This window comes from Idiomarina sp. HB (assembly GCF_048059115.1).
In the GTDB taxonomy this organism is placed as follows: domain Bacteria; phylum Pseudomonadota; class Gammaproteobacteria; order Enterobacterales; family Alteromonadaceae; genus Idiomarina; species Idiomarina abyssalis.
Genome location: NZ_JAYLVU010000001.1, coordinates 818,580 through 843,769, shown reverse-complemented (window position 1 = coordinate 843,769; position 25,190 = coordinate 818,580). Strand labels below are relative to the sequence as shown.

Genomic DNA, 25,190 nt, shown 5'->3' with positions numbered 1-25,190 from the left:
GAGATAACCATGGAAATTTTTATTCTGTTAGTGGTTTTAGTGGTACTGGTGTTTGCAGTCGGAGATATCCGTCGCAGCCTGGTAACTAAACCGGTTTTTGCTATTTTTAAGCGCATTTTGCCGCCTATGTCGGATACCGAACGCGAAGCTATGGAAGCGGGTGACGTTTGGTGGGACGGCGAGTTGTTCAGCGGCCGCCCAGACTGGCAGAAGTTACTTGATGTACCCGAGCCAAAACTGACCGCTGATGAGCAGGCGTTTGTCGATAACCAGTTGGCAAAACTGATGGACATGCTGGACGATTTTAAAATTGTTCAACAAGACCGTGACTTACCCAAACAAGTTTGGGACTACCTGCGTAAAGAACGTTTCTTTGCCATGATTATTGGCAAAGATCACGGCGGCCTGGATTTTTCTCCCGCGGCAAACTCTTACATTGTTTCGAAAATTGCCAGCCGCTCTATCAGTGCGGCGGTATCGGTCATGGTGCCTAACTCATTAGGTCCGGGTGAGTTACTGACTCACTATGGTACAAAAGAGCAAAAAGACTATTGGTTACCACGCCTTGCGGACGGAACAGACATTCCTTGTTTTGCACTGACAGGACCTGAGGCTGGCTCCGACGCGGGTGCTATTCCCGATGAAGGCATCATTTGCAAAGGCGAGCACGAAGGCAAAGAAGTTGTCGGTATTCGTCTTAATTGGTCTAAGCGCTACATTACACTGGCTCCGTCAGCAACCGTTTTGGGTTTGGCCTTTAAACTCTATGACCCCGAAGCGCTTTTAGGCAGTAAAAAAGAAATAGGTATTACTTGTGCGTTAATTCCTACTTCGCACAAAGGCGTTGAAATTGGCGACCGCCATTTCCCGCTAAACCAGGCTTTCCTTAACGGTACAACCTTTGGTAAAGACGTTTTCATTCCGCTGGACTGGATTATTGGTGGTGCGGATTACGCCGGTAAAGGCTGGCGTATGTTGGTTGAATGTCTGTCGGCTGGCCGTGGTATTTCTTTACCGGCCTTGGCTACGGCGTCGGGCCACGTTACCCAGCGTATGACCGGTGCTTATGCTTACGTTCGTCAGCAGTTTGGTATGCCCATTGGTATGTTTGAAGGCGTTCAGTCATCAATGGGTAAAATTGGTGGTACCAACTACATTCTGGAATCAACACGCCGACTGACTATTTCTGCATTATGTCAGGGGCAGAGCCCGTCTGTTGTTACGGCCATGACTAAGTACCATATGACCGAAATGGGGCGCGAGGTACTTGAACACGCCATGGATATTCATGCCGGTAAAGGCATTCAGTTAGGTCCGCATAACTATTTGGGTCATGCGTACATGGCAACACCGGTATCCATTACCGTTGAAGGCGCGAATATTCTGACTCGTAATTTGATGATATTTGGTCAGGGGGCAACGCGTTGTCACCCTTACGTGTTAAAAGAAATGAAGGCTGCAGCTAACCCGAATGAAGACGAAGGTATGCGCGAGTTTGACAGCCTGCTACTGAAACATATTGGCTTTGCTGCTAGCAACGTCTTTGGCAGCTTGTGGCTGGGTCTTACTGGTGCTCGTTTTGGTGAATCACCGGTTAGTGGTGAAACTGCACACTATTACCGCAAGCTGGGCCGTATGAGCCGCGGTCTTGCATTAGCGTCGGACATTTCCATGCTGATGATGGGAGGCGACTTAAAGCGTAAAGAGATGATCTCAGCCCGTTTAGGCGATGTTTTAAGCCACTTGTATATGGCTTCGGCAGTACTTAAGCGCTTTGAAGATGAAGGTCGCCAGGTGGCTGACTTGCCTTACGTTCATTACGCGCTTAAGCACCATTTATTCAGCATTGCTGATGCCTTCTATGGCTTCTTTGACAATTTCCCGAACCGCTTTATGGCGTGGGTAATGCGTATACTGATTTTCCCTCTGGGAAATCACTTCAAAAAGCCATCAGATGAGATCTTACAGAATATCAGCACCAGCATGATGGAGCCGGGTGTTACCCGTGACCGTCACACCTTCTTGTGCTACTGGAAAGACAGCATCGGTGACGCTACCGGACACATGGAAAAAGCGTTCTTGTCTATGCTGGAAATGAAGCCGGTTTATAAAACACTGCGTAAGGCGCAAAAACGTGGTGAGTTATCGTCTAACCTTAATGGTCAGGAACTGGCCGATGCGGCACTGCAAAAAGGCTTAGTCGACAAAGAAACGGCTGATAAGTTGGCTGAAACCGAAGAACTGCGTTTAACCGCTATTGGTGTCGACAGCTTTGCGCCGGGTATTATTGAGAATAATCAGTTCTATACGGCGAAAGGTGACATAAGAAAAGCAGCGGTTAAAGACTAACCGCTGCAAATACGAGTTCTTACTGAATAGACTCGCGCTTATCTTTCATATTGTAGATAGGTGTTACAAAAGAGCGCTTCTGAGCGCTCTTTTTCGTTTCTGCGCTAGCTGAAGCGGCAGGGCAGCTGCCACTGCTGATATAAGTATTTGCAGCCGCTGTGAGTGGGTCTTCAGAGCTACCCCAGTCTCCGACAATTTCGTCTTCAACTGAACAGTTCGGAGCAATACCGTCGTAATATTTGCCTTCGCCTTCTGAGTTTACGGTCTCAAAGTTAATCGCAAAGGTGACTTTATCGCACAGCTCTTCGGGCTGTTGGCCTACCGGTTTCCCACAGGTGGGTTCACCAACAGTAACAACCTCAATGTGAGGACTCAGGGAGTTAATAATGATTTCTGAAGACGAACAACTGCTGCCGGTAGTCAGTACAAATACACGGTCTAAATCTAGCTGTTCAACGCCATCGACCAGACTAAAGTCAATGCTCTGATTATTGCTGCTGTTTTGTTCGTTAAAACGGTATTCCAAAAAGGTTTCACCCTGCACATTTATGCCTGCCGCCTGAGTTGCGACCTGGTTAGCGTAGCGGATCAAACCACCACCGTTGTAGCGAACATCAATGACTAAATGGTTAATACCTTCAGCTGCAAATAAATCAAAGGCATTGTTTAAGTCGTCGCCGGTGCGGTTAATGAAAGAATCTAATGTAAAGTAGCCAACGGTTTCGCCGTCCAGCTGGTAAGTTTGAGCGCCCATAACGGTATTGGTTTCTACTTCAACTTTACTTAGCACTTCAGTTTGTTCTGTGCCGTCGGGCTTTTGCCAGGTAATTTCGCGGCTCAGGCCTTCTTCATTAGGGCCCAGTGCGTCATTAAATTCACCATTAGCAAGCAGTTCAGAAACCGCTACCCCCTCAATAGCAATAAGTTCATCGGCGCGGTCAATGCCTGCGGTATCGGCAGGGGAGTCGTCATAGACAAAGCGAAACTTAACGCGGCTTTCACTAATTTGTTCCATAGAGAAGCCAAAGCCGAAGTAGGTAGCGCTGACAAACAGCTGATCGTACTCTTCCTCCGTTAATATATAGCTGTAGCGGTCCTCCGGTACACGCAGTTCTTCAAGTACCGCATACACATCGTCAAAAGCTTCAGGATCTAAACTGTCCTGCAGTTGGTCAGCCCAAAAATAGTCGTCCTTCATGTATTCGAAAAAGCGCTGATTTTGGTCCTCGACCGAGCAAAAAGCGTAACCATCGTCGTTATTGGTTCCACCAGAGTTGTCCGTACCACCGCTATCTGAACCACCACAGGCAGAAAGGGCCAGAGTAATACCTATGCATAAAAGTGATTTGTCGAGTCTCATACTGCATCTCTTATTGTGTTGTAAAAATGTTAATTTAGCATAAGGAGCAAAAAGATAAACAGGGAACATGGCGTCTTTACTTAACTCATGGCAAACTGCTGACTATTGAAAACCAAACGAGAAAGCCGCTGTTATGGCACAAGTAATGATAGATATTGCGGGCACTGAGCTGACCGCCGAAGACAAAAAACTTCTTGCGGCACCCGCCGTTAACGGCCTTATTTTATTTACACGCAACTTTGCGTCCTTAGAGCAGTTACAGGCGCTGACACGCGAGGCACGAGCGGCCGCCGGCAAACCTTTGCTCATTGCGGTAGACCACGAAGGTGGGCGTGTGCAGCGTTTTCGTCAAGGCTTTAGCGCCATTCCTGCTATGGGGTCGCTGCAAAAAATAGAAAACGAAGACGAACGTCAGCGCGCCGCCCGCGATTTAGGCTGGTTAATGGCCGCAGAGGTTCAGGCCGTAGGTATTGATATTAGCTTTGCACCAGTGCTGGACGTAGACGACTGCAGTGATGTTATTGGTGATCGCGCTTTTTCGGCTGTGCCATCTGAAATTTCTAAACTGGCGTCGTCTTTTATTGAAGGCATGCACGAAGCGGGCATGGCGTGTACCGGTAAACACTTCCCGGGGCATGGCTCCGTTCAGGCCGATTCCCACATTGCCATTCCTGAAGATGACCGAACTCTGGCGCAAATTAGGGCCCATGACTTAAAGCCGTTTTTGTCATTAAGCCAGAAACTGGACGGCATTATGCCGGCCCATGTTATTTACCCGCAAATTGACCCTCAGCCCGCCGGTTTTAGCGAGTTTTGGTTGCAACAAATACTGCGCAGCGAGCTGCAGTTTAATGGCACCATATTTAGTGACGACCTGTCTATGCAGGGCGCTACCGTTGCCGGTGACATGCAGCAACGCGCCGTAGCCGCTCTGAACGCCGGCTGCGACATGATACTGGTGTGTAACGACAGAGCGGGCGCAGTGCAAGTGCTGGACGCGAACTTACCGGCTACCGAGCCAGAAAGCGCACAACGTGTGAATAGAATGCTGATGTCATCGCCAGCGGTTTCGCTGGAAGAGTTAAAACGCACCGAGCGCTGGGAGCAAGCCCAACGCTGGTTGTAGGTTCGTTGCTTAGGTTATTCGTAACAAACTTAGCTTGCTGCTACCTACTGATAGTTTTAAGTAAGGTGGGATCAACACCGATACGAACCTGACGCTTCTTAACATCTAAAATGGTGATTTTTATATCACTATCAGTTTTCAGATTTTTTTAAGTTTAAAGGTAGGGGAAACTTAACTGCGGAAGTATTGAATGCATTTAATATAACCTTTAGTATGACGATCATAATATTGGTGGCAATTAATTTAATACAGTCAAGATATACAAATAATGAAATTTTTAACTCCACTTTTTGCAATTGCACTCGTATCTTGTGGTGGTTCTGAAACAGATAGCCAAGAACCCGTAACGGATCCTAGGGTTGCAGATGTTTTAGAGGAAGTGAACTCGGCACAGCAGCTGTGGGAGTCTCATGACCTTATTGATTATAGTTTTGCCTATCATCAAAGGGTCAACCAAGCATGTGGTGATGGAGTCGTCGATGAGGCAGCGCCATCCTATAGAGTTATTGTCGATGACAACGTAATCACAAGTGTTACTAATTACGATTCTGGGCAGGAAATAGAGCCGCCAACGGGCGACCATTTCGGTACGTTTGATGAAATGTTTGTTTATCTAAAGTCCGAGTTAGAGAGGAGTCCGCAGGTTGTTGCTAAAAGTTGGGGGGAGCAATCAGAATTACCGACTTTCGATGACAGCTTTGGCTTTCCAATAAACTACTATCTTGAATTTAATGATAGTGATGAGTGTTATTCGATTAACGTAAGTATTGATGAGTTCATGTAAGAATTTATTATGGAGATAATAATTAACATAATACCGCTCCATTCGCACCAGTGGCTGGGCGCTTTTTAGCGCAGCGTAAGAAAGAGATGGGGCGATGTTTATTTGAAATTAACTTGATACTCTCTATTTAACTAAAACTTATTCTTCGTAAAGAATGGGGTCTTCCATGCCGTTAGCGGTGAAGGCCTCTAAGCGTTCCTGACACGCACCGCATTTACCACAGGCTTTGTCACGGCCGTTATAGCAAGTCCAGGTTTGGCTGTAATCCAGCCCCATTTTCAGGCCGTCGGCTAAAATTGCATTTTTATCTACATCTAAGTAGGGGGCGTGAACGGCTACCGGGTCGTAGTTCGCCATTTTACTCACTACATCCATTTGGCGTACAAACTCCGGGCGGCAGTCGGGGTAAATGGCGTGGTCACCCGAGTGCGCGCCATAGTAAACCGCCGAGGCGTTTTCAGACACAGCGTAACCAATGGCCAGTGACAGCAAAATCATGTTGCGGTTGGGTACTACGGTAGATTTCATTGACTCTTCTTCGTAGTGACCTTCGGGAATGTCTATGTCGTCGGTGAGTGAACTGCCAGAAAGGAGCGAATTAATAGCGGTAATGTCGACAACTTTATGGGGTATTCCATGTTTTTTACAGACGTTAGCCGCAACTTCAAGCTCTTTGACATGGCGTTGCCCATAGTTAAACGACAGTGCCAGAACCTCGTTTCCCTCTTGCAGAGCTTTGTGCAAAACGGTAAACGAGTCCATTCCGCCTGAATAAATAACAACGACCTTTTGCGACATGCTGTAACTCCCCGTATAATCCGCATTCATACATTCTAGCCAAAGCCATTTTAACGGAAGCTATGCCTTACCGCATCAACGAAATTTTTGAAACCTTGCAAGGCGAGGGCACCTTTACCGGCGTGCCATCCATTTTTCTGCGTTTGCAGGGGTGTCCTGTGGGTTGCCCCTGGTGCGATACCCAGCACACATGGGAGACCAACCCAAGTGACCAGGTAAGCGTTGAGCGCCTAATGGCAAAAACCGAAGCCACCGCTGAATGGGCTGAAATGACGGCAGAAGACATTATCAGCCGCTTTGAAAAAGAAGGTTACACCGCCAAACACGTGGTGATAACCGGCGGCGAACCGGCTATGTTTGACCTGTTGCCGCTTGGCAACGCCCTAGAAGCCAAAGGCTACCAGCTGCAAATAGAAACCAGCGGTACCTTTGAGCTAAAAGTAACAGACAGCACCTGGGTAACGGTGTCGCCCAAACTGGATATGCCAGGCGGCTACCTGGTACGCCCAGACTGTATGGCACGCGCTAACGAAATAAAGCACCCGGTAGCCATGCAAAAGCACATAGACGCGTTAGACTCCCTTCTAAAACGTTGCCCACCCAAAGCAGACGCCATTATTTGTCTGCAACCCATAAGCCAACGGCCACGCGCCACAGAGCTTGCCATGAAAACCTGCATAGCGCGTAACTGGCGCCTTTCTGTGCAGATGCATAAATATCTCAATATTGAGTAAGACATTTGCTACTTCTGATCTGACCTTCTAAAACCCGATCTATACTTCCTGAGCTCAACGCCAATTGTGGTGTTTGACTGTATGCCAGGAGGGAATTATGAATACGGGTTTTGCTCGACGTTCTCGCGGTCAGGGAATGACAGAATATATTATTATTGTAGCTTTGATTGCCGTTGCGGCAATCGGTGTTTACTCACTTTTCGGTAAGTCCATACGTAACCAGGTCGCTGGCCTTGCTCAGGAAATGACAGGGCAGTCGTCTTCCCAGCAAATCAATAGAGCTCGCCAATCTTCGCGCCGTGCCGGTACAGTTGCTAATAAGGAAGTAAACCTCGGTAACTATAATGAAGCTACGGAGCAAGGCGAACAATAATGAGCGTCTTGACGGCTTCTAATCCACGTGCAAAAGGGCAAACCCTGATTTTAATGATCGGGGTGTTGCTATTGGTGTCATTATTATTATTTGCCGTAACGGATATGGGTAAACACGCCAGGCGTCAGTGGTACTTGCAAAGTGTTGCTGATAACGCATCTTATAGCGCAGCTGTTGCAATGTCTCGTCAGATGAACTTTCTAGCATTAACAAATCGCGCGCTTATTGGTAATCAGGTGGCAATTGCCCAATGGGTGGGGTTGGCGAGCTATTTAGCTATGCTCGATCGAACGGCTGATAATCTCGAAGCCGTTACATCATTCATTCCATATCTGGGACAAATCACCCGAGCACTATCAACAATAATTTCGCGTATTGAAGAAGGCTTTGAGCAGGTTGTGAAAACCCTGATTCTTTTCCAGTCTGCGGTAATACAGGGAATATCTGCAGCGCAAAGACTGTTAGATGCAAGCTTTGCTATAGAACTGCCTTTGCTTATTCAGGATATCGTTTCCAAACATTCAGAAGAGCTTAGCTGGGAAGCATATCAAGGCGGCGGAATAGCACCGTTTCCAAGCCTATGGTGGCGCAAGACTGAAGTGCGTAACACCAAGAATAAAAACGAATCTAAGGAGTTAGAAGAACTTACTCTTAAAAGTCTTGACCCGTTTAGCAAAAGTAGAGGATACGATTGGGTCAATGTTTTTACCCATAAAATAGTGAAACGAGGTGGTACAGAATTATCGAGAAACAGGAACGGGGGCTGGGATTGGCATGCTTTAGATTCTGTTTCACTCCACGGTCGGCGTTGGTTTATAGGAAGCTTCAAAGAACAGCTTCCGTTAGGTTGGGGAGCAAAGGCTCAGGATCAACGACGTTATCATCGTTCAAATTATGGTGGTGCCTTTCGCAGCAACTCGATGTCTTCTCGGATGGCTCTGGCGCAGATGGGGTCGTTAAATGATGAGCCTCGTCGTTTTAGTTTCATGCGTCTTAGTAGTTTTCTAAACATGAGTATGGATACGGTCATAGTTAAGGTAAGTGGTATTAAGCAAGCTGCGTATGCAAAATCGAGAACAAGTTTTAACCGACCAAGCAGTGTTTTTCCGCGGGCTGATGAGTATATAGAAACTGATAACCTCTTCAATGCGTTGTGGGAAGCTGAATTAGTAGCCATTTCAGACATCGATAAGATAGGGATATTAGGCCGTGAAGCCCTTTAAGCAAACTGGACAGGCTGTTATTGAGTTCATTTTGTCGGTTGGAGGGCTTGCCGCTATTTTTATTTCGGTACAGGAAGTGCTCGCTCCAGCTATAGAAATTAATACAGCTGACTTAATCGCAGCCCGTGAGGCTATATGGGAAAGAGTTAGGAGCGATGATAAAACCAGCCTATCCGGTGATTATCGTTTAAACAAACATACTGAGATATTTTTTGACCCAATAAATAGGTTACTACCTATAGGTCTTGAAGGGGATAATTTACGGGTTCTTAAGCCGTCTAACAATGAAGCTTTTTATCCAATGGCGCGGCTCAATAATAGCTGGCAAGCACAAACCCCAGATGAATTATCAAGTCGACCTGCATCGTTAGTTGTTAATAACGCGCTGTCGGGGGATGCAGTGCGGTTAATACAGGAAGGAATAGGGTGGATTTTTTTAGCTGAAGAACTTAGTTCGGATTCACTAATATTTGGAACGATTTCTCCAGATGTTGTTCCACCGGAAGCATATAAGAAAAAGGATTAATTATGGATTTGCCTGTCGTGCTAGATGATTGGAGTTGGGTAGAACAGCCTATTAGCTCTTCTATTAGTGTTAATGCACTTTTTTTGGATGATCCTAAAGTTCCAGACTGGGAAGCGCTGGAACAGTTCTATCCATACTGTCCGGGGGGAAAGACGATTTTCTGGCTTTGTCCTATCGACGGGACGGACTGGACGCTATTTGAAGTTGAGAATGAACAGTGGGTGCTAATGCCAATGACTAGTTTCCCACCTAAAGAGAAACTTTTAAAAGGTCCGTTTACTCCAATTTCAAAACATGAAAATAACGGTAAAGAAGTGTGGGTATACTTGGCTAGATACCCTCTTAAACAGCTACAAACATCGATGATGTTTTATTACAGCCAAAAAGTTGATGCTTTCCAATCTATTGAAAAAGAGAACGATGTCTGGATTTTCAAAGAAGATATGGGCCGCCTCATGTTCTCTGAGCAAGGCGAGTATGTGATTTTGGTTCATATCTTATGATTCGAAAGGAAAGTGGTCAGGCATCAACTGAGTGGTTGCTCATTTCGCTACTGATAATGACCGTTTTGTTAATTGTTGAAGAGCAGTTTTCTCTCATTGATTACTTAATAGAGACAGGTCGAAAGGCGAAAGAGTTCTATCACTTTATTTGGCGCTATTTAGTTTTAATTCCAGGAGGGTCTTCATGACAAAAAAGGCGAAATGGATTTTTGCCGTTAGCTTTAGCTTTGTAATTTCGATAGTCACAGTCTGGCTAATTAACCAGTACTTACAACAAGAAACGTCACGGAGATTAGAAGAAGCATCGAGAAGCACGGGGAGTGTCGTTGTATTTGCTAAGGATTTGACTGCCGGTCACGTACTTTCGGCGAAGGACTTATTGGCTCGCAAGTATCCGGAAGAATTAATTAATGAAAACTGGTACGTCGAGCGTGAGGCTGGTCTAGTTCTTGGTCGACAGCTTCGAGATTCCGTTGAACCAGGAGAGCCTGTTTCCGAACGTGTGTTAGTGAACAATAGAAATAGTGGTCTCTCAGAAAAGTTGCCTAATGGTTATTACGCTATCACGGTTAATACGGATAATTTAGGGCACCATAACGCCTTGTTAAAAGAGGGGGATGTGGTTGATATCGTTTTTGTTGGAGATTCATTTGATAAAGGTAGGGAATATAACGCTTTTAGTTCGATAGAAATATTTGAAACTCACGGCTTAGAGGAAGGGTACGGCTCGTATTCTTTGACTTTATTAATATCGCCTAATGAGGTTAAGAGTTTTACCAGAGCCTTGGGGAGTCCCATGTTGGTATGGGCTCGTGGCCGTCAGTTATCTAAAACAAAAGTTTGGTCCAAAGATTTAAAACAAAGCAAGGTGGAACCATGGAAGGTCCAATAAAGTTAATGTGCTCAGCATTACTCTGTTTATTTATCTATATTGCAGGGGCGTATGCTAGTGATCTCTCCTATGTCCTTAAGAAAGGTGAAACTCAAATAGTCAGTATTGATCCTGGCACAGACATTGTAGTTAGCGACGAGAGCATAGTGGATGTTCATGTTTTAAGTAATTCTCAAGTCGTTCTAAGGGCTTTAGGAGAAGGAGAGACTGATATTTGGCTCAGTCATCGAGATGAAGTGAGAAAGTTGGACATCAGTGTTTCCGATACTCTTTCCCTATCAACCAGTGCGCGTATCAATGCGATTGTGGAAGAAGAAAATGATCTAAGGAAAGTAGATAAGCAAGGAGTGACTGTACTGTCGGGTCAGGTATCGAAAAGGCACTATGATGAATTAAATAGGCTATCTCAAAGTAACGAGAGAGTGCTGAACTTAACTGAGCCTTTTTCAAAACAAGCCCCCATGCTTACCCTCCGAGTTAATATTCTGGAGACTAAGCGGCAGTATCTTGAAGACATTGGAATTCGCTGGCAAGGGACAACCAGTGGACCTACTTTTTCAAGCGCTTTATCCGGGCTATTTGAATGGGATGCAGAAATAAACTCACAACTAATGCTTATGCAGCGTCGCGGTTTGGCTAAGTTATTAGCGAACCCTACTTTATCTACTCAGAGCGGTGAAAAAGCAACTTTTCTTGCAGGTGGCGAGTTGCCAATTCCTCAAGTCGTGGCTCAAGGAATGCAGGATGTGACGTTTCGTGAATACGGGATAAAGCTAATTATTGAGCCGGTTGTATTGGCGGAGAACAAGATAAAGACCCGGTTACATGCAGAACTAAGCAATATTGATCCAGCAGTTTCCGTGTCTGGTGTTCCGGGAATATTGAGTAGACGAACAGAATCAGTATTTCTATCAAATGACGGAGATACGATGGTTTTATCAGGGCTATTAAGTACGGATGAGTCAGCTCAGGAAGATAAAGTTCCAGGGATAGGGGAGCTACCTGTGATAGAGAATGCTTTCAATAGCCAACAAAGCAGAAGTCAAGCTACGGAACTCGTGATCATGGTTACGGCTGAACGTATGGATACTGCCCAGAAACAAGCTCGTGACAGGCGCGATAAACTAGCACAGAAAAATGGCTGGTTCAGGGATGATTCAATTTTGCAGTTGAAGGAGACATTCTGATGGCATCTGTCACCTTAATTAATTGTCTCAGAGCTCGTTTAGATATGCGAGATCCTAGTATTGATGAGATGAATGAGTCCGAATTAAGAGTCTACGCTGAGTCATTCTTAAAAGAGAACACCAGTGCAGATGATCGAGATATCAAAGATGCAGTCGCTGAAGTTATTGGCTTGGGACCAATTGAAAGGCTTCTTGCTGATGATACTGTGAGTGAAATCATGGTGAATAGTTTCGAACATATTTATGTCGAGCGTGCAGGTAAGCTAGAGAGAGCCTTTGAACAATTTAGTAATGAAGCAGCGTTACGCAGAGCTATTGATAAAATAGTTCTTCCTCTCGGAAGACATATCGATGAAGCATCCCCGATGGTTGATGCTCGCTTACCTGATGGATCCCGCGTTAATGCTGTATTGGCGCCTCTTGCAACTAAAGGCTCTTGTCTCACTATACGGAAATTTACGAATAAATCCTTAACAATAGAAGACTTGGTATCCGGTAACTCTCTGACTCAACAGGCTGCAGATTTTTTGAAATTCGCCGTTCGTTGTCGTCAGAATATCATTGTATCTGGAGGTACCGGGACAGGGAAAACGACCTTGTTAAATGTCTTATCTCAGGAGATATCAGAAGAAGAGCGAATATTAACTATTGAAGATGCCGCAGAACTCAGACTGCATCACGATAACTTAATTAGCCTGGAAGCCAGACCCAAAAACCAAGAGGGCGTAGGTGCAATTAGCATCAGAGAGCTTGTCATTAACGCATTACGAATGAGGCCAGATAGACTTGTTGTAGGTGAATGCAGGGGACCGGAAGCTTTAGATATGTTGCAGGCAATGAATACCGGTCATGCAGGCTCGCTTAGTACGGTACACGCAAATAGTGCCAGAGACGCATTGAGACGTTTGGAAATTATGGTTCTCATGGGAGGGATTGAGCTGCCTGTTTCAGCTTTGCGGCAACAGATAGCAAGTGCTGTTGACCTTGTTGTACAAATAGCTCGTCTGCCTGATGGCAGAAGAGCCGTAATTAGTATTAATGAGGTCATAGGAGTCGATGATGATGTTCTTCAAATGTCAGCACTATTTGAATATTCAAGTAGTCAAAAGTCGCTAGTGAGTAATCAGGTTCTTTGTAAATTCGCGGAGGATCAGAGGGAAGATATTCGTGAAGATATACGGAGATCAATTATGGAGGCTGGCTCATGTTCACCCTCACTCTAGTACTATTGATTATTATTAGTGGACTTTGTTGGATATGGGTTTTGTCACACCTGACGCCTAAGCGCTATCAAAAAATTGAAGAAAAACTGGCTGGCTCTGCTGTTCGATCATTAGAAGAGTTTTTCTTGAGGTTACCTGTGAAAACTCTGCTCAGGTTTTACTTGATAGTTGCTTTGTTATTTCCTTTATTAGCTTGGGTATATGTTGATGTTAAGTGGGCTGCTATTACTTTTATTTTTACTTTACTGGCCCCGCCTTTTTCTTATCGATACTTCAAAAAGCGGCGTCTGCTAAAAATTGAAAAACAACTTCCAGGAATGTTGATTGCTTTAAGTAACCAAATTAGAAGTGGAACAAGCGTTGGTTCAGCTCTAAAGAGCTTTAAAGGGAATATGACTGCTCCTCTTGGTCAGGAGATAGATGAGTTATTGAGACAGGAGAAAATGGGAAAACCGCTCATAGACTGCTTAGAGCATTGGCAATTCAGGCTGCCAATCTTCTCAATAAAGCTCGTGGTTCAATCTTTGGTTTTAGGTTTGAGAAGCGGAGGTCAGCAGTCGGAGTTATTTCTGAGGTTAGCGGATAATTTACAGCAACAGCAGCACCTTCGAGAGCGTCAACTGACTCTTACTTCGCAAGCTAGAATGCAAGCGAAAATTCTAGTTCTGATGCCGGTTGGATTGTATTTCCTTTTGAGCTGGATTAAGCCAGAGCATACCGCACTTTTTACGGAGTCTCTCGCCGGTATTTTTATGTTGATGACTGCTTTTTTCTTAATGTCAATTGGCGGGTGGATGGTTAAACGTATTATGCATCCAGAAGATGAAAGATGATTCTAATAGCCTTATTAATATTTGCCGCATCATTAAGTTGCGTATTGCTCGCTGTGACAGTTTGGCAGTTTCTAGCTCTTGGAGACAAGCTTGATAATTTAATATCGACGATCTGGCTTTACCTACCTGAAAGATCAAGGAAATGGATTGCCAGTCATTTAAAAATCGAAACTTTAAATAGTGAAGCCCGTTCTTTTTTCTTCTGGATCGTAATGGCTAGTGTATCAGTAGGAGTGTATTGGGCGTCCGGGGTTTGGCTGGCGTTAGCGATTTATATATTGCTGATACTGCAAGTAATTAACAAGAGAAGAGTTGCAGCTAGGAAAAGTAATCGCGCTGTAGTTCGCCAGTTACCTGACTTCTGCGATTTAATCGCAATGATGATCGCCTCTGGTGTCCCTCTTATTTCAGCGTTGGAAAAAGTGTCCGAATCATGTAGTGAGCTACTGCTTGCGACTGAAATAAGAGCGATGCTGAGCCGACTACGGAGGGGAGCTAGTTTTTCACAGTCTATGGAGGAGCTTTCGGAACGGTATGAGGCTAATGAACTTAAAGAGTGGAGCTTAATGCTAATTAAAGGGTATCAACAGGGGGCAAGTCTCACAAAGTCATTACGGTTTTATGCGAATCAACTGAGACAGGAGTTACTTAACTCGGCTGAGAAAAGAGCTCAGGAAGCTCCTGTTAAGTTGTTGTTTCCACTGGTAACTTGTTTTTTTCCAGTAAATTTTTTGGTTATTTTGGGGCCTGTTATTGTGCAGTTAAGCCAAGGAGGGTTTGGATGAGTGAAAGTCGGGAAGTGACTTTATGGCCTAAAGTAAAAGAAATGAAAAAATTTCATCAGCGATTAATAGGGATGATGAATGAACCGCAACCAACACCAGATAGAGCTTTTTGGTTCCCATTCTGTAAATCAATTCACACGTGGGGAATGAAGGAACCTATCGATGTTGTTGCTCTGGATAAAGATAGAATTATTATCGAGGTTCGCCGTTTGATATGTCCAAATGAAGTTGCGCGCTTTAAGGGAGCATATGGATTAATTGAAATGGCTTCAGGAAGTTTTTGGCCCTTAGAAAAATGGATTGGAAAGAAACTAAAATTTGTTAAAGCGCATGGAGAGCGAAATGAAAAGAAACCTTACGATTGTAGTATTTCTATTGAGCTTAGTTAGTTCTGGGTGTAGTACAACGGTTCAGGAGAAGCTTGCACGAGAACAAAGTATTGAATCTGCAATTAATTGGTATCAAACCGGTGATCTTCTGTCAGCGGAGCAGCATTTGCATTGGTTGCATAAAAAGGGACTTGGAACAGATAAAAGCTGGAAATTGCTAGGTAATATTTACTTCAGACAGTATAGGTTTGAGGCGAGTCAGTCAGCTTACAGAAACTCACTGAAAATGAATGCAGCAGACGAGGAAGTCTGGTTTAACTTGGCTTTATTAAGCCTTCGGCAAACAACGAACATTTTAATGGATGCGCGAGTAGAGTTGGATACTTTTGATGGAGAGCTTAAAATTTTGTTAAGTGAGCTGTTAGAGCTTCAGAAAACCCGGCTCCAAGAGACGCCAGAGAATGAGGGGACTTAGTTTGGAAATGGTGTAAACAGCTTTGCATATGCACATACAGAGCCTAAGTTAGGCGGGCTCTGTTGTTTTCTTAAATTGATTGGCAGGCATCAAGGCTAAAACTGTAACTATCAATTGCCCAAACGGAACAAAAATTAGTAAAACCCACCAGCCGCTAATTCCTGTATCTTTTAATCGCTTCGCCGTGAATGGTATGTACGTGACAAGTAATATAAGGCTACTTATTGCTCTGGTTAACTCGACAGAATAAGGCACTTTCACCCAAATACCATCAGTAGCATAGAGAACTACGCAGGTAGCTATCAGTACTAAAAGTGTTGCCCAGTAGCGGCCTCGAGACACGGTGCCAAAAATATTAAAAAAGTACATGAATGCGTCTATGGGCAATCTTAATAACGACATTTCAGCTCCAAAAATTAATTAGAATGGGTCTGGTATTACTTGCTCCACTCCGTATAGGCTACCTAATTACACCTAATTGTTGTAGAGCAACTTTTGTTATTGTTTGTGAAAGTGAATTTAGCCGAAGCCCGGTACTTAGCTGCCTTAAGAACAGTTATTGAGCACTTTTATTTCGACCGTCCATAGGACGATCAAAGCTGCTCATTTTCTTGGCTTTTTTCTTTATGCGCTGTCCACCAGTGGTAAAGCGATGAAATAAGTAGTGCTATGAGAAAATCCTTAAACTCTGAGCTGTGTAGGGCAAATTCACCCGCTTGAAAGGATTTAACGATAGTGCCACCCACGAGGTAACCACCAATCAAAACAAGTGCCCAGTAAATGGTGGAACGTATTTTATTATCTGTTTTCATATGCGCAGCTCATTCCGTTTTCAGTGTTTCTCAAACCATTCTCGCATGGCAGTTAGTGCCGAGTTATTAATGTCATTGCTGCTGTCATGCCGCAGTCCATGGTCAAGTTGCTCAAAGAATTGGTAGTCGACATTTCCTGAAGCATCCAGGCTCTCTACCATGGCATGGGTTTGTTCGGGGTCTACTGAGTTGTCTTGTCCAGACTGAATAATAAGTAGAGGCGTTTCCCCGCTCTTTATGACTTTAGTTTGCTCAAGTGTGAGCATTTCTTTCCACCACTTGTAGCCATGTTGGCTTGAATCAACAGCGAATGCTTTATCTGACTCTCTGATTTTATCTGCAAACCCGCGAAACTCCTCAAGCACCGCACCTGTAACCTCTGGGGGAGTGGATGCCTCTATGTTGTGCTCAATGTCGTTTTGAAATGAATTTCCGCCACCGTTAAACGCTATAGTGGCGGTAATACCAGGCAGGGCTTTGCGTAGCATAACGGCAATAACCGCTCCCTCGCTGCCACCAAGAACGTACACCGACTGGTAACGTTTCTTTTCCTTTAGGTGATTTAGTACTTGTTTGGCATCGCTCACGCGTTGCGATGGTGAATCATTGTCGATATAGGCTTGCGGACAGGCATTAATGTCCGGGCTGAGCCCCCATTTCTCTATAATTAGAACATCGGCGTCCTGTCGTACTTTGGGGAAAGCGCTTTTAATGGAATTGATGCTTAATGCGCTCCGACAGTCAGAGCCTTGCAATATGAGCAGTAGGTTATTCGTCGGCTTTTCTCTCGAACCGAGGTGATAGGTGATCTTAGATTCGGATGCTAACGAGCGCTTCAGTGTATGTGTCCCAAACGTCAATTCTGATGCAGCTATTGAGCAATAGCTGATAACCAAAAATATAACAGCAAGAAGCAGATTAAGTTTACGCATGAATCAAATACCGGTTAATTGCCTCGTTACCCACAGTAACGGTTGAACTGAGTTTACCGCCACACGATTCAATCATCCGGCATGACGCTACATTGTTCGTATGACAATATCAGGCAGATTATCGGTTAAATGAGTGAAGCACAAACTATTATATTTCGGTAGCTGAGAGCAAATGAATAAACCCTATACGCGACTTTTGGTAAGATGCCAAAGTCACGTAATAATCATGAATAACGGAACAGACCAACATGACCATAAAACCAGGCATTTACGAGCATTACAAAGGCGGACGTTACCGCGTTATTGATACCGCCCGCCACAGTGAAACTGAAGAGTGGGTGGTGCTTTATCAGCCCCTTTACGGTGAACAAAAGCTTTGGGTACGCCCCTTTGATATGTTCGTGGAAACCGTAAACGTGAACGGTACCCAGGTACCGCGGTTTCAATTTGTTGGTAACGAGTAGGGTAAAACAATGAGCGAAACCGATAACAAGTTGTTTCTGGTTTATGTGGGTGGCACAGCCCCCGGTGCCAATATAGAGCTGCACGACGTTCGCTTTGTGGTGGGTAAGCGCATGGAAGATACCTATCCTGCCATTCGCAAAGGCTGGTTTGGTACACAGAAAGGACTGCACCTGGACAGCTTTGTTCACTTGCACCACGTAGATGGCTACCGTATTCATCTTACCCAAACCAAGCCGGCTGAAACTTCGGGTAAGCAGCTATACTTTGTGAACTTTGGTGGCTATTTCTCCAATAAACTTGCTGAGTATCACGACTTTACGTTGGTGGTTGCTGACTCGCCCAATTCGGCAAAGCAACTGGCGCGTGCGCAAGTATCTAAAGCAGGCTTAGCTGGCGCAGAGCAAATTCATAAAGACGACTTATTGGCTGTGGATGACTGCCTGTGCGTAGACCTGGTGGATGAGCATTTCATAACGCTTGAATATGACGGTGAGCAGCAGGCTTTAGTGCCGGACTGGAAAGGCTATCAGCCACTGCCATAAATTTTTTGCATCCAAAGGTATGCGTTGTTGTGTCTAATACTGTGTAAGTCAAACAATTGAACAACAATAGGGGGCGTTATGTCCGATCTTTGGGTACCAATTACAGCCATGCTGAGTATTTCAATCGTTATTATTGTGGGCTTGGCTTTATCGGCTCATCATAAAAAGCATTTACAGTTAACTTTGCAAAAGCATCTGGAAAACGGAGGCACACTAACTTCGGAGCTTTTAGGGCAGTTGGGCACTTCGCCCAGTAGTCGTCATGGCGACCGTCGTAAAGGCCTGGTTTTGGTGTCAGCAGGGCTGGCCTGTTTAGTGGCCGGGTGGTCAGTGGGTGACTTGGATGTCGGCGTTATGTTCGGGGTTTTCCCGGTATTTATTGGCGTCGCCTTCTTAATTTCGGCTTACTTAACTAACGATGAATGATAAAGCGCTGATTGCACGGGTTATTGCCCGTGGCGATCAGCACGCCTTCGCGACTCTGGTTCGCCAGCATCAAAATGGCGTCCGGCACTTTCTGCGTCGATTAACCGCGGGCGATCACGCACAAGCGGATGACTTGGCGCAGGAGGTGTTTTTGCGCGCCTACAAGAGCCTGAAAAGTTTCCGTGCCGAGGCAAGTTTCAGTAGTTGGCTGCACAGCATAGCGTACCGTAGCTTTTTGAATGAGCAGCGTAAGTCGCATCACCATAATGAGGTAGCTGGCGACGCCTTGCCTTTTATGCCGGGGCCATCCAGTACGGTTGATAGCGACATTATGGTTGAGCGGCTAATGCGGCATCTTTCGGTGCCGGAACGCACCTGTTTAACCTTGTCTTTAAGTGCCGGAATGAGCCATCAGGAAATTGTCGCGATTACTGACTTACCGCTTGGCACGGTTAAATCTCATATTGCCCGGGGAAAACAAAAGCTGATTGATATTGTCAGCGCCCCACAAAACAAGCAGGAGGTTGCCTCATGAGTGCACCCGAACATGACGCTTTGAATGATCTTCTCAGCTATAAAACTCGCTTAGTTGATGAAAGCTTTACTGAGCAAACGTTGAGCTCAATTCGAAAGTCTGAGAAGAAACGTCGCATTCTTGTTTTGCTGGCATTTATGAGTGCGCTGTTGGTAGCGGCTGCTTTATGGGTGGTGTCTGGGAATCAAATTCTGACTCCGGTACGGAGTTTCATGGCTCAGTCACCGTACTTGCTTACACTGGCTATTGTAGCTTTTTGCTCAATAACGTTCTGGTCAACGCGGAAAAACAGTTAAAGGCAGTTTTGTGTTATTACTAAGCGTATAGTAAGTTGTTATATCTATTGATTGGTATAACACTTAAAACCAAGGAAGGAAAAATGATAAGAACAATAAAGCAAACTCTTATGTTTAGCCTTTTCGTAACTATGAGCTTTGTGGCGATGCCAGCCAAGGCGGAGCCCGACGTTAAGTTAATGGGTACAAGCGACTGTTTCAAAGGAAGGTTTGCCAGCTATGATAGCTGGATGCAGATGATTGCAAAAATGCAAGGTGATAAGCCTGGTGCCGAAAAATTTATGAGCAAGGTGAAAGCTGCCTATAAAAAAGAAGATTTTGAGAGTTATCGGCAGAATCTGGATTGCAAAAACGTTATGTATAAAGTCGACGGTGCAGTGGTTCACTCATACTACGTTGCTCCTAAAAATGAGTCTGACCTTCCCGTGATTATCTATAACCGCGGGGGGAACGCGAGTTTTGGGTCCTGGACGTTTGCCCGAGTATTCAGCCGACTTTTTAATTTAGCGACAGAGGGCAATGTGGCTATTTTTGCCTCAAGCTATCGAGGAGCTTTTCCAAAACTACCCGGTGAAGATGAATTTGGCGGCGCAGACGTGAAAGATGTCGTCGCTTTGCCACAGTTATTCGAACACTTTCCTAATGTGAACCCTGAAAAAGTCGGCGTATTTGGCGCTAGCCGCGGTGGCATGCAGTCCCTTTTAGCGGTAAAGCAGGGGTTAGACGTTGATTCTATTGTTCTTTATGCCGGGCAATACAACTTATTTGAGGGATTAGAGCACCGTCCAGAAATGGTGCGACTTTATAAAGAGCGAATCCCAAATTATGACGAAGAAAAAGAAGCTGAATTAAAGAAGCGCTCAGCGGTTTTCTGGATGGATGAAATTGATAATGATATTCCTATTCTCCTGATACACGGCGAGAAGGATGAACGTGTGTTAGTGGATTCCAGTATAGGGTTGAGTAAAGTGCTTGAGAAAGAAGGGTTTACTCATAAGCTTTCAATATATGAAAGCGGCAAACATCGCTATGGCAAAAACGCGGAAGCCATAGAAGGTGAAATGCTGTCTTGGTTTAAAACGAACTGGAAGTAAGTTGTCCGTAAACTGAGTTACCGGTCGTACAGGTCATTGTATGACCGGCACATAGAGCCGGTTGGTGATAACGCTGTCGCCGCTTATCACCACCTGAAATAAGTCGCCGAAGTCTTCTTCTCCAAGTTTCTCAGCACTTCCGCCTGCTGCTTTCACCAGTTCAGGCACGGTATTGCTGTGGCCAATAATCAGTGCGTTCTTTTTGAGCTCCTTTAAGCTGGTTACTATTCCTTTAAAGTCTTTAGCTGGGTAGGTTTCTACTGATACCCCCAATTGTTTTGCCAGTGCTTCTGCGGTTTGCTGAGTGCGCTTATAGTCGGTAGAAAATATGGCTTCAATGTCGCTGTTTTTCAAAACCTGCGCGAGAACTTGCGCACGCTGTTTGCCAACCAAACTGAGGTCGGGGTCGGTCTTGTCGGTTGTTTTCTCCATATGACGGGAGAAGTAAAGAGTATAAGTGTCGGCTGATGCCTCGCCAGAGAAAAAGCTCATAACAATAAAAATAAAAAGTAAACGGCGCATAAGTTGTTAAAGGTTGTCATATAAGGTTAGTTTATAGCAATAAAACATACCTTTCAGCAGGCCCATAAACAAGCGTTATCCTCTGGAAAAGGTGGAAAGTAGTCAGGAGGGAAAATGAAAGCACAGCCAGTTTTAGACTTTTGGTTTAAAGAGTTAACACCAAAGCAGTGGTTTGCTAAAAGTGACGAGCTGGACAATACCATAGCCAAACGCTTTTCCGATACGTTAAAGGCTGCAGCTAAAGGGGAGCTCTGGCATTGGCGCGAATCGCCTCATGGCCGTTTGGCAGAAGTAATTGTGTTAGATCAGTTTTCGCGAAACATATACCGTGGTAGTCCGAAGGCTTTTGGGCAGGACGTGATAGCGTTAGTGCTGGCGCAGGAAGCCGTAGAGAAGAGCGCAGACAAGTCGTTGGATGCTAATGAAAAGGCCTTTCTCTATATGCCTTACATGCATAGTGAGTCGGCGTTAATTCATGACGAGGCTATGCGGCTTTTCAGTCAACCCGGGCTTGAAAACAACTACAAATTTGAAGTAAGACACAAGGAAATTATTGACCGCTTTGGACGGTATCCGCACCGTAACCGGGTACTGGGGCGCGAGTCGACCCCGGAAGAAGAGGACTTTCTTAAACAGCCGGGGTCCAGTTTCTAATACTACTTTATGTTTTCAATCAGCTGCGAAAGCGAGCTGACGGTAATAGTGGGATTAATGCCCCAGGGGTCAAACTGAGCTTCTCTGGAACGTTTAACCCAGGCGGTTTTCCAGCCTGCTGCGCTGGCGCCAATAATGTCGAAACTGTTGCTGGATATAAGCCAGGTATTTTGCTCCTTACTGCCGCTTTTATCGAGAAAGTGCTGGTAAACCTGTGGGTTAGGTTTAAAGCTTTTAATGTCTTTGCAACTGATTATGTCTTTAAAGTAGCGGCTGAGCTCGGCACCCTCCAGCAGTTCAGTTACTGCATCGGCACTGCCGTTAGAAAAAGCAAAACACTCTATACCCGCCGAGTTCAACTTGCTCAGTGCGGTTTTCGCGTCATCGAATGCCGGTAAGCTCCGGTATTTTTCCAATAACTCTTCCTGTTGCGGTGCAGTTAACCCGGCTCCCAGTTCATTGTTGGTGAACAGAAGGGCGTCTTTGGTACAGACCGCAAAGTCTTCATACTGCTGCATAAGCCCACGACGAAATGAATACTCTAGTTGCTTATCACGCCAGCGGCTCGAAAACTCTTGAGCTTTGTCATCGCCAAGGTATGAACTCAGCAGGGAGACTAAGCCCTGAGCGTCAATAAGTGTGCCGTAAACGTCAAAAGCTAAGGTCGTCAAAATTACGCTCCAATTGCTTAATAAATTCTGTACATAGGTGTACGGCGTTATTCCGAATTTAGTTTGCCTTTAATTAAGTAATGCGAATTATTGTCATTTGTATTTACATTTAGAAAAAGCATCGGTAGCATACTGAGCCGCTTAGCCAACTTAATTAAGGACAATGAGAAATGGATAAATTCGTACCCAGCGCAATTGCTACCGTAATAGCTTCAACTCTGGCAGGTAACGCCCTGGCAAATGATTTCGAACTGCCCGACGGTATGGAGCGTATTGTTGTTACTGCTACTGGTTTTGAGCAAAAGCTGACGGAGGCGCCGGCAAGTATCTCAATTATTACCAATGAGGAAATACGGTCGCGCTCGTTTACGTCACTATTAGATGCTGTTAAATACCAGGAAGGCATTGATATAGGCACATCGCGGGATAAAACCGGGCAGGGCAGTATCAGCATGCGTGGGTTAACAGGTGACTACACTTTAATTCTGGTTGATGGCATACGTCAGAATAACCACGGTGATATTTACCCGAACAACTTTGGGGGCAACGCGTTTAACCACATTCCTCCGCTTGAGACAATTGACAGAATTGAGGTAATTCGCGGCCCGGCATCGACGTTATACGGAGCCGACGCACTTGGCGGTGTTATTAATGTTATTACCAAAAAGCACACTGACGACTGGTCTGGTGCTATCACCTTTGGTCGCAGTTTGCAGACAGATGATAACTTTGGTGACGACTTTACGACAGATTTCAGCGCAACGGGGCCTTTGATAAAAGATGTATTAAGCCTGGGAGTGCGCGCTAGTTTGTATGACCAGCAAGCATCTTCCCCTCAGTTTGAGCCAGCGGTTGATCCAAACGGTACCGTGCACATACGGGAATTAGGGTTTGGCAGTGGTGGTCGAACCGTTGACAACAAAGACGAACATTACGGTTTTTCAGTGTCCTATACTCCGGCAAAGGGACACAACATTAAGTTTGATTACGACAACTCACATCAGTCTTATGACAATACGCCGTCTTACGATGTAGAAACGGACACCATTACTTATCCGCTGGGTACCAAAGACAGCATTGAATCGATTTGGCAGGCTCGTGGCGGACAAGTTAACCCCCGGGCGGGTTATGCGGCGGATCAAAGCTTTGATCGCACCTGGTGGTCAATAGCTCACGATGCCGACTGGTCCTTTGGTTCAAGTATGGTGTCGCTGGCTTATGTGGATACACAAAACAACGGAAGAACCTTACCCTTAAGTGTTGATGAGCGTTTGTTGCTGCAGCAAATGTACGATGGAACAGGGGACTACTCCGGCTTACCTGAAGACGAGCGGCGCTCTATTGCTGAGGAAACTTTTCTGCCGAGACCTGATCGCGCATTAGACAGTAGCCAATATACCCTGGACGCAAAACTGGATATTCCTTTTTCAGGTTTTGCCGGACACCACAATTTGGTGATAGGCGGCCAACTTATTGATGGCGAGCTAAAAGACGGTGTTTTTGGTCTGGAAGAAGGCAATGCCGGTGCTATTCAAGAGCAGAAAATGTATTCGCTGTTTGTTGAAGATAACTGGATGCCAATAGCGGACTTCACCCTGACTGGCGGCGTTCGCTACGACAAGCACGATGTTTTTGGCAGTCAGGTGTCGCCTCGTCTTTATGCGGTTTATAACTTAAGCCAGGCCTGGACGGTTAAAGGCGGTGTAAGTACGGGTTATAAAACACCGAAAACAACCGATTTATACGACGGTATTGTCGGCTTTGGTGGACAGGGAACCATGCCTTTTGCCGGTAACCCAGAGCTACAGCCTGAAACCAGTGTTAACTCTGAAATTGCGCTTTACTGGAACTCAGACAACGGCGATAACAACTTTAATATCACCTACTTTAATACGAGCTTCGAGGACAAAATTGCCCGCGGTGATACCGTTCAAAGTTGTGATCAAACCGGCGGTGTGCGTCCATGCGTTAACTTAGGTGAATATGAACAACTGGGTTATGACACATGGAGTCAGAGTATTAATATCGATAAAGTCGATGTACAGGGTGTCGAAGTTGCTGCTCGTTACGTTATGAGCGAGGCGTGGTCAATACGTGGTAATTACACCTGGACTGACAGCGAGCAAAAAAGCGGTAGCCAGGCTGGGTTGCCACTAACCAACACTGCAGAGCATATGGCCAACCTTTGGCTGAACTGGCAGGCGTCGGATGTTCTGACGGTTTACCTGCAAGGCGAGCTTCGTTCTGACCGTTATCGTGGCTATGACAGCAATATTGATAAACAACTTTATTTTGAAAACTACAGCCTGCTTAACTTAGGTGCGAATTATAAATTAACGGAATCGGTCGATTTAAACCTGCGTATTAACAATTTACTGGACCGTGACTTCACGACGTATTCAACAACCTATACTGATTTAAATGGTGACGGCGAGTTTGAATACGTAACAGGTCGCGGCGCGGTAAGCGAAGTTGTTTTCACCGACGATTACAATGTTAAAGATAAAACTCGTAACTTATGGATGGGAGTGACGGTAAGCTTCTGATCATATCGCTGATAAACTTCCTTCTCAAAGCTGCTGCTTACGCGCACTACTATGCGAAAAAGTAATGTACAAAGCGGCTTAGTGAAGGAAGTCTCCTGCTAAAAGGTTCATAGTAGCAGTCACTATAAGTTTCCCTGACTTGATGGTATAAATTTAAAACGAGTCGATACTCGTGTTAAATAAAAAATAGTAAGG

At 45.2% G+C, this 25,190-nt stretch carries 31 protein-coding genes; 24 read left to right on the top strand and 7 right to left on the bottom strand.

Annotated features, from left to right (window positions below):
- Positions 1–9 precede the first annotated feature (9 nt).
- Positions 10–2,349, top strand: a complete 2,340-nt coding sequence (locus VBY75_RS04260; protein WP_054487170.1) for an acyl-CoA dehydrogenase — start codon at positions 10–12, stop codon at positions 2,347–2,349.
- Positions 2,350–2,368: 19 nt separating this feature from the next.
- Here VBY75_RS04260 and VBY75_RS04255 read toward each other — a convergent pair whose 3' ends face one another.
- Entirely contained in the window at positions 2,369–3,709 is a 1,341-nt protein-coding gene (locus tag VBY75_RS04255; RefSeq protein ID WP_278358363.1) for a S41 family peptidase, read from the bottom strand.
- Positions 3,710–3,842: 133 nt separating this feature from the next.
- Between VBY75_RS04255 and nagZ the strand changes: the two genes are divergently transcribed.
- Together nagZ and VBY75_RS04245 are read left to right on the top strand one after the other, a co-directional pair.
- A complete protein-coding gene (nagZ, locus tag VBY75_RS04250; protein ID WP_278355930.1) occupies positions 3,843–4,835 on the top strand; it encodes a beta-N-acetylhexosaminidase in 993 nt (330 codons plus the stop codon).
- Between the two features lie 268 nt (positions 4,836–5,103).
- Complete coding sequence (locus tag VBY75_RS04245; RefSeq protein WP_278358364.1) at positions 5,104–5,619, top strand: DUF6174 domain-containing protein; 516 nt, start codon at positions 5,104–5,106, stop codon at positions 5,617–5,619.
- A 138-nt stretch (positions 5,620–5,757) separates the two neighbouring features.
- On the opposite strand, the gene queC is transcribed toward VBY75_RS04245, so the two are convergent.
- Positions 5,758–6,417: a 7-cyano-7-deazaguanine synthase QueC gene (gene queC / locus VBY75_RS04240; RefSeq protein WP_416511196.1), complete on the bottom strand. Its 660-nt coding sequence runs from the start codon at positions 6,415–6,417 to the stop codon at positions 5,758–5,760.
- A gap of 62 nt (positions 6,418–6,479) precedes the next feature.
- Between queC and queE the strand changes: the two genes are divergently transcribed.
- The 13 genes from queE to VBY75_RS04175 all read left to right on the top strand — a co-directional run bounded on the left by queE (position 6,480) and on the right by VBY75_RS04175 (position 15,500).
- Entirely contained in the window at positions 6,480–7,151 is a 672-nt protein-coding gene (gene queE, locus VBY75_RS04235) for a 7-carboxy-7-deazaguanine synthase QueE (protein WP_416511194.1), read from the top strand.
- 97 nt (positions 7,152–7,248) lie between these two features.
- The gene (locus VBY75_RS04230; RefSeq protein WP_054487182.1) at positions 7,249–7,524 is read left to right on the top strand and encodes a Flp family type IVb pilin; all 276 of its coding nucleotides are present in this window, start codon (positions 7,249–7,251) and stop codon (positions 7,522–7,524) included.
- Entirely contained in the window at positions 7,524–8,747 is a 1,224-nt protein-coding gene (locus VBY75_RS04225; RefSeq protein WP_416511191.1) for a pilus assembly protein TadG-related protein, read from the top strand. Before VBY75_RS04230 ends, VBY75_RS04225 begins: the two co-directional genes overlap by 1 nt.
- Positions 8,734–9,273 carry a hypothetical protein gene (locus VBY75_RS04220; RefSeq protein ID WP_234972448.1) on the top strand — a complete coding sequence of 180 codons (540 nt, stop codon included), beginning with the start codon at positions 8,734–8,736 and terminating at the stop codon, positions 9,271–9,273. The genes VBY75_RS04225 and VBY75_RS04220 overlap by 14 nt, the downstream gene beginning before the upstream one ends.
- Positions 9,274–9,275: 2 nt before the next feature.
- Complete coding sequence (locus VBY75_RS04215) at positions 9,276–9,776, top strand: hypothetical protein (RefSeq protein WP_054487187.1); 501 nt, start codon at positions 9,276–9,278, stop codon at positions 9,774–9,776.
- On the top strand, positions 9,773–9,964 hold the full coding sequence (locus VBY75_RS04210; protein WP_054487189.1) for a hypothetical protein: 192 nt from the start codon (positions 9,773–9,775) through the stop codon (positions 9,962–9,964). The genes VBY75_RS04215 and VBY75_RS04210 overlap by 4 nt, the downstream gene beginning before the upstream one ends.
- Positions 9,961–10,668, top strand: coding sequence for a Flp pilus assembly protein CpaB (gene cpaB / locus VBY75_RS04205; RefSeq protein ID WP_416511189.1), 708 nt, complete (start codon positions 9,961–9,963; stop codon positions 10,666–10,668). Before VBY75_RS04210 ends, cpaB begins: the two co-directional genes overlap by 4 nt.
- On the top strand, positions 10,653–11,855 hold the full coding sequence (locus tag VBY75_RS04200; protein WP_416511187.1) for a type II and III secretion system protein family protein: 1,203 nt from the start codon (positions 10,653–10,655) through the stop codon (positions 11,853–11,855). Before cpaB ends, VBY75_RS04200 begins: the two co-directional genes overlap by 16 nt.
- Positions 11,855–13,078, top strand: a complete 1,224-nt coding sequence (locus VBY75_RS04195) for a CpaF family protein (RefSeq protein WP_278354839.1) — start codon at positions 11,855–11,857, stop codon at positions 13,076–13,078. Before VBY75_RS04200 ends, VBY75_RS04195 begins: the two co-directional genes overlap by 1 nt.
- Positions 13,060–13,911, top strand: a complete 852-nt coding sequence (locus VBY75_RS04190; RefSeq protein ID WP_416511185.1) for a type II secretion system F family protein — start codon at positions 13,060–13,062, stop codon at positions 13,909–13,911. Before VBY75_RS04195 ends, VBY75_RS04190 begins: the two co-directional genes overlap by 19 nt.
- A complete protein-coding gene (locus VBY75_RS04185) occupies positions 13,908–14,696 on the top strand; it encodes a type II secretion system F family protein (RefSeq protein WP_199494733.1) in 789 nt (262 codons plus the stop codon). The genes VBY75_RS04190 and VBY75_RS04185 overlap by 4 nt, the downstream gene beginning before the upstream one ends.
- Positions 14,693–15,085: a DUF192 domain-containing protein gene (locus VBY75_RS04180; RefSeq protein ID WP_054487201.1), complete on the top strand. Its 393-nt coding sequence runs from the start codon at positions 14,693–14,695 to the stop codon at positions 15,083–15,085. The genes VBY75_RS04185 and VBY75_RS04180 overlap by 4 nt, the downstream gene beginning before the upstream one ends.
- The gene (locus tag VBY75_RS04175) at positions 15,072–15,500 is read left to right on the top strand and encodes a hypothetical protein (RefSeq protein ID WP_416511183.1); all 429 of its coding nucleotides are present in this window, start codon (positions 15,072–15,074) and stop codon (positions 15,498–15,500) included. The genes VBY75_RS04180 and VBY75_RS04175 overlap by 14 nt, the downstream gene beginning before the upstream one ends.
- A gap of 48 nt (positions 15,501–15,548) precedes the next feature.
- On the opposite strand, the gene VBY75_RS04170 is transcribed toward VBY75_RS04175, so the two are convergent.
- From VBY75_RS04170 to VBY75_RS04160, 3 genes are all read right to left on the bottom strand, one after another.
- Complete coding sequence (locus VBY75_RS04170) at positions 15,549–15,902, bottom strand: DUF805 domain-containing protein (RefSeq protein ID WP_416511181.1); 354 nt, start codon at positions 15,900–15,902, stop codon at positions 15,549–15,551.
- A gap of 191 nt (positions 15,903–16,093) precedes the next feature.
- Positions 16,094–16,312 carry a hypothetical protein gene (locus VBY75_RS04165; RefSeq protein WP_416511179.1) on the bottom strand — a complete coding sequence of 73 codons (219 nt, stop codon included), beginning with the start codon at positions 16,310–16,312 and terminating at the stop codon, positions 16,094–16,096.
- Between the two features lie 20 nt (positions 16,313–16,332).
- Positions 16,333–17,244, bottom strand: a complete 912-nt coding sequence (locus VBY75_RS04160; RefSeq protein WP_416511177.1) for an alpha/beta hydrolase family protein — start codon at positions 17,242–17,244, stop codon at positions 16,333–16,335.
- Between the two features lie 248 nt (positions 17,245–17,492).
- Here VBY75_RS04160 and VBY75_RS04155 point away from each other — a divergent pair, with 248 nt between their 5' ends.
- From VBY75_RS04155 to VBY75_RS04130, 6 genes are all read left to right on the top strand, one after another.
- On the top strand, positions 17,493–17,708 hold the full coding sequence (locus VBY75_RS04155) for a DUF1653 domain-containing protein (RefSeq protein ID WP_054487210.1): 216 nt from the start codon (positions 17,493–17,495) through the stop codon (positions 17,706–17,708).
- A 9-nt stretch (positions 17,709–17,717) separates the two neighbouring features.
- The gene (locus VBY75_RS04150) at positions 17,718–18,251 is read left to right on the top strand and encodes a DUF1543 domain-containing protein (protein ID WP_416511175.1); all 534 of its coding nucleotides are present in this window, start codon (positions 17,718–17,720) and stop codon (positions 18,249–18,251) included.
- Between the two features lie 78 nt (positions 18,252–18,329).
- Positions 18,330–18,677 carry a DUF6249 domain-containing protein gene (locus tag VBY75_RS04145; RefSeq protein ID WP_054487214.1) on the top strand — a complete coding sequence of 116 codons (348 nt, stop codon included), beginning with the start codon at positions 18,330–18,332 and terminating at the stop codon, positions 18,675–18,677.
- Positions 18,670–19,212 (top strand): RNA polymerase sigma factor, encoded by a 543-nt coding sequence (locus VBY75_RS04140; RefSeq protein ID WP_199494725.1) that lies wholly within the window; start codon positions 18,670–18,672, stop codon positions 19,210–19,212. Before VBY75_RS04145 ends, VBY75_RS04140 begins: the two co-directional genes overlap by 8 nt.
- A complete protein-coding gene (locus VBY75_RS04135; protein ID WP_222236793.1) occupies positions 19,209–19,508 on the top strand; it encodes a hypothetical protein in 300 nt (99 codons plus the stop codon). Before VBY75_RS04140 ends, VBY75_RS04135 begins: the two co-directional genes overlap by 4 nt.
- Positions 19,509–19,591: 83 nt before the next feature.
- Positions 19,592–20,602 carry an alpha/beta hydrolase family protein gene (locus VBY75_RS04130; RefSeq protein ID WP_222236794.1) on the top strand — a complete coding sequence of 337 codons (1,011 nt, stop codon included), beginning with the start codon at positions 19,592–19,594 and terminating at the stop codon, positions 20,600–20,602.
- A 33-nt stretch (positions 20,603–20,635) separates the two neighbouring features.
- Here VBY75_RS04130 and VBY75_RS04125 read toward each other — a convergent pair whose 3' ends face one another.
- Positions 20,636–21,124, bottom strand: a complete 489-nt coding sequence (locus tag VBY75_RS04125; protein WP_244994826.1) for a histidine phosphatase family protein — start codon at positions 21,122–21,124, stop codon at positions 20,636–20,638.
- A gap of 114 nt (positions 21,125–21,238) precedes the next feature.
- On the opposite strand from VBY75_RS04125, the gene VBY75_RS04120 reads away from it, so the two are divergent.
- The gene (locus VBY75_RS04120) at positions 21,239–21,778 is read left to right on the top strand and encodes a DUF924 family protein (RefSeq protein WP_416511171.1); all 540 of its coding nucleotides are present in this window, start codon (positions 21,239–21,241) and stop codon (positions 21,776–21,778) included.
- 2 nt (positions 21,779–21,780) lie between these two features.
- Here VBY75_RS04120 and VBY75_RS04115 read toward each other — a convergent pair whose 3' ends face one another.
- The gene (locus VBY75_RS04115) at positions 21,781–22,452 is read right to left on the bottom strand and encodes a haloacid dehalogenase type II (protein ID WP_416511481.1); all 672 of its coding nucleotides are present in this window, start codon (positions 22,450–22,452) and stop codon (positions 21,781–21,783) included.
- 167 nt (positions 22,453–22,619) lie between these two features.
- Here VBY75_RS04115 and VBY75_RS04110 point away from each other — a divergent pair, with 167 nt between their 5' ends.
- Positions 22,620–24,995, top strand: a complete 2,376-nt coding sequence (locus tag VBY75_RS04110) for a TonB-dependent receptor domain-containing protein (RefSeq protein WP_416511169.1) — start codon at positions 22,620–22,622, stop codon at positions 24,993–24,995.
- Positions 24,996–25,190 lie beyond the last annotated feature (195 nt).

Bases quoted from the DNA above. Each gene is read 5' to 3' on its own strand.
- VBY75_RS04190 (WP_416511185.1), top strand. From the start codon at position 13,060: ATGTTCACCCTCACTCTAGTACTATTGATTATTATTAGTGGACTTTGT.
- VBY75_RS04150 (WP_416511175.1), top strand. From the start codon at position 17,718: ATGAGCGAAACCGATAACAAGTTGTTTCTGGTTTATGTGGGTGGCACA.
- VBY75_RS04140 (WP_199494725.1), top strand. From the start codon at position 18,670: ATGAATGATAAAGCGCTGATTGCACGGGTTATTGCCCGTGGCGATCAG.
- queC (WP_416511196.1), bottom strand. From the start codon at position 6,417: ATGTCGCAAAAGGTCGTTGTTATTTATTCAGGCGGAATGGACTCGTTT.
- VBY75_RS04195 (WP_278354839.1), top strand. From the start codon at position 11,855: ATGGCATCTGTCACCTTAATTAATTGTCTCAGAGCTCGTTTAGATATG.
- queE (WP_416511194.1), top strand. From the start codon at position 6,480: ATGCCTTACCGCATCAACGAAATTTTTGAAACCTTGCAAGGCGAGGGC.
- VBY75_RS04255 (WP_278358363.1), bottom strand. From the start codon at position 3,709: ATGAGACTCGACAAATCACTTTTATGCATAGGTATTACTCTGGCCCTT.
- VBY75_RS04125 (WP_244994826.1), bottom strand. From the start codon at position 21,124: ATGCGCCGTTTACTTTTTATTTTTATTGTTATGAGCTTTTTCTCTGGC.
- VBY75_RS04210 (WP_054487189.1), top strand. From the start codon at position 9,773: ATGATTCGAAAGGAAAGTGGTCAGGCATCAACTGAGTGGTTGCTCATT.
- VBY75_RS04225 (WP_416511191.1), top strand. From the start codon at position 7,524: ATGAGCGTCTTGACGGCTTCTAATCCACGTGCAAAAGGGCAAACCCTG.
- nagZ (WP_278355930.1), top strand. From the start codon at position 3,843: ATGGCACAAGTAATGATAGATATTGCGGGCACTGAGCTGACCGCCGAA.
- VBY75_RS04180 (WP_054487201.1), top strand. From the start codon at position 14,693: ATGAGTGAAAGTCGGGAAGTGACTTTATGGCCTAAAGTAAAAGAAATG.
- VBY75_RS04145 (WP_054487214.1), top strand. From the start codon at position 18,330: ATGTCCGATCTTTGGGTACCAATTACAGCCATGCTGAGTATTTCAATC.
- VBY75_RS04155 (WP_054487210.1), top strand. From the start codon at position 17,493: ATGACCATAAAACCAGGCATTTACGAGCATTACAAAGGCGGACGTTAC.
- VBY75_RS04120 (WP_416511171.1), top strand. From the start codon at position 21,239: ATGAAAGCACAGCCAGTTTTAGACTTTTGGTTTAAAGAGTTAACACCA.
- VBY75_RS04200 (WP_416511187.1), top strand. From the start codon at position 10,653: ATGGAAGGTCCAATAAAGTTAATGTGCTCAGCATTACTCTGTTTATTT.
- VBY75_RS04170 (WP_416511181.1), bottom strand. From the start codon at position 15,902: ATGTCGTTATTAAGATTGCCCATAGACGCATTCATGTACTTTTTTAAT.
- VBY75_RS04110 (WP_416511169.1), top strand. From the start codon at position 22,620: ATGGATAAATTCGTACCCAGCGCAATTGCTACCGTAATAGCTTCAACT.
- VBY75_RS04130 (WP_222236794.1), top strand. From the start codon at position 19,592: ATGATAAGAACAATAAAGCAAACTCTTATGTTTAGCCTTTTCGTAACT.
- VBY75_RS04245 (WP_278358364.1), top strand. From the start codon at position 5,104: ATGAAATTTTTAACTCCACTTTTTGCAATTGCACTCGTATCTTGTGGT.
- VBY75_RS04230 (WP_054487182.1), top strand. From the start codon at position 7,249: ATGAATACGGGTTTTGCTCGACGTTCTCGCGGTCAGGGAATGACAGAA.
- cpaB (WP_416511189.1), top strand. From the start codon at position 9,961: ATGACAAAAAAGGCGAAATGGATTTTTGCCGTTAGCTTTAGCTTTGTA.
- VBY75_RS04185 (WP_199494733.1), top strand. From the start codon at position 13,908: ATGATTCTAATAGCCTTATTAATATTTGCCGCATCATTAAGTTGCGTA.
- VBY75_RS04260 (WP_054487170.1), top strand. From the start codon at position 10: ATGGAAATTTTTATTCTGTTAGTGGTTTTAGTGGTACTGGTGTTTGCA.
- VBY75_RS04135 (WP_222236793.1), top strand. From the start codon at position 19,209: ATGAGTGCACCCGAACATGACGCTTTGAATGATCTTCTCAGCTATAAA.
- VBY75_RS04160 (WP_416511177.1), bottom strand. From the start codon at position 17,244: ATGCGTAAACTTAATCTGCTTCTTGCTGTTATATTTTTGGTTATCAGC.
- VBY75_RS04165 (WP_416511179.1), bottom strand. From the start codon at position 16,312: ATGAAAACAGATAATAAAATACGTTCCACCATTTACTGGGCACTTGTT.
- VBY75_RS04215 (WP_054487187.1), top strand. From the start codon at position 9,276: ATGGATTTGCCTGTCGTGCTAGATGATTGGAGTTGGGTAGAACAGCCT.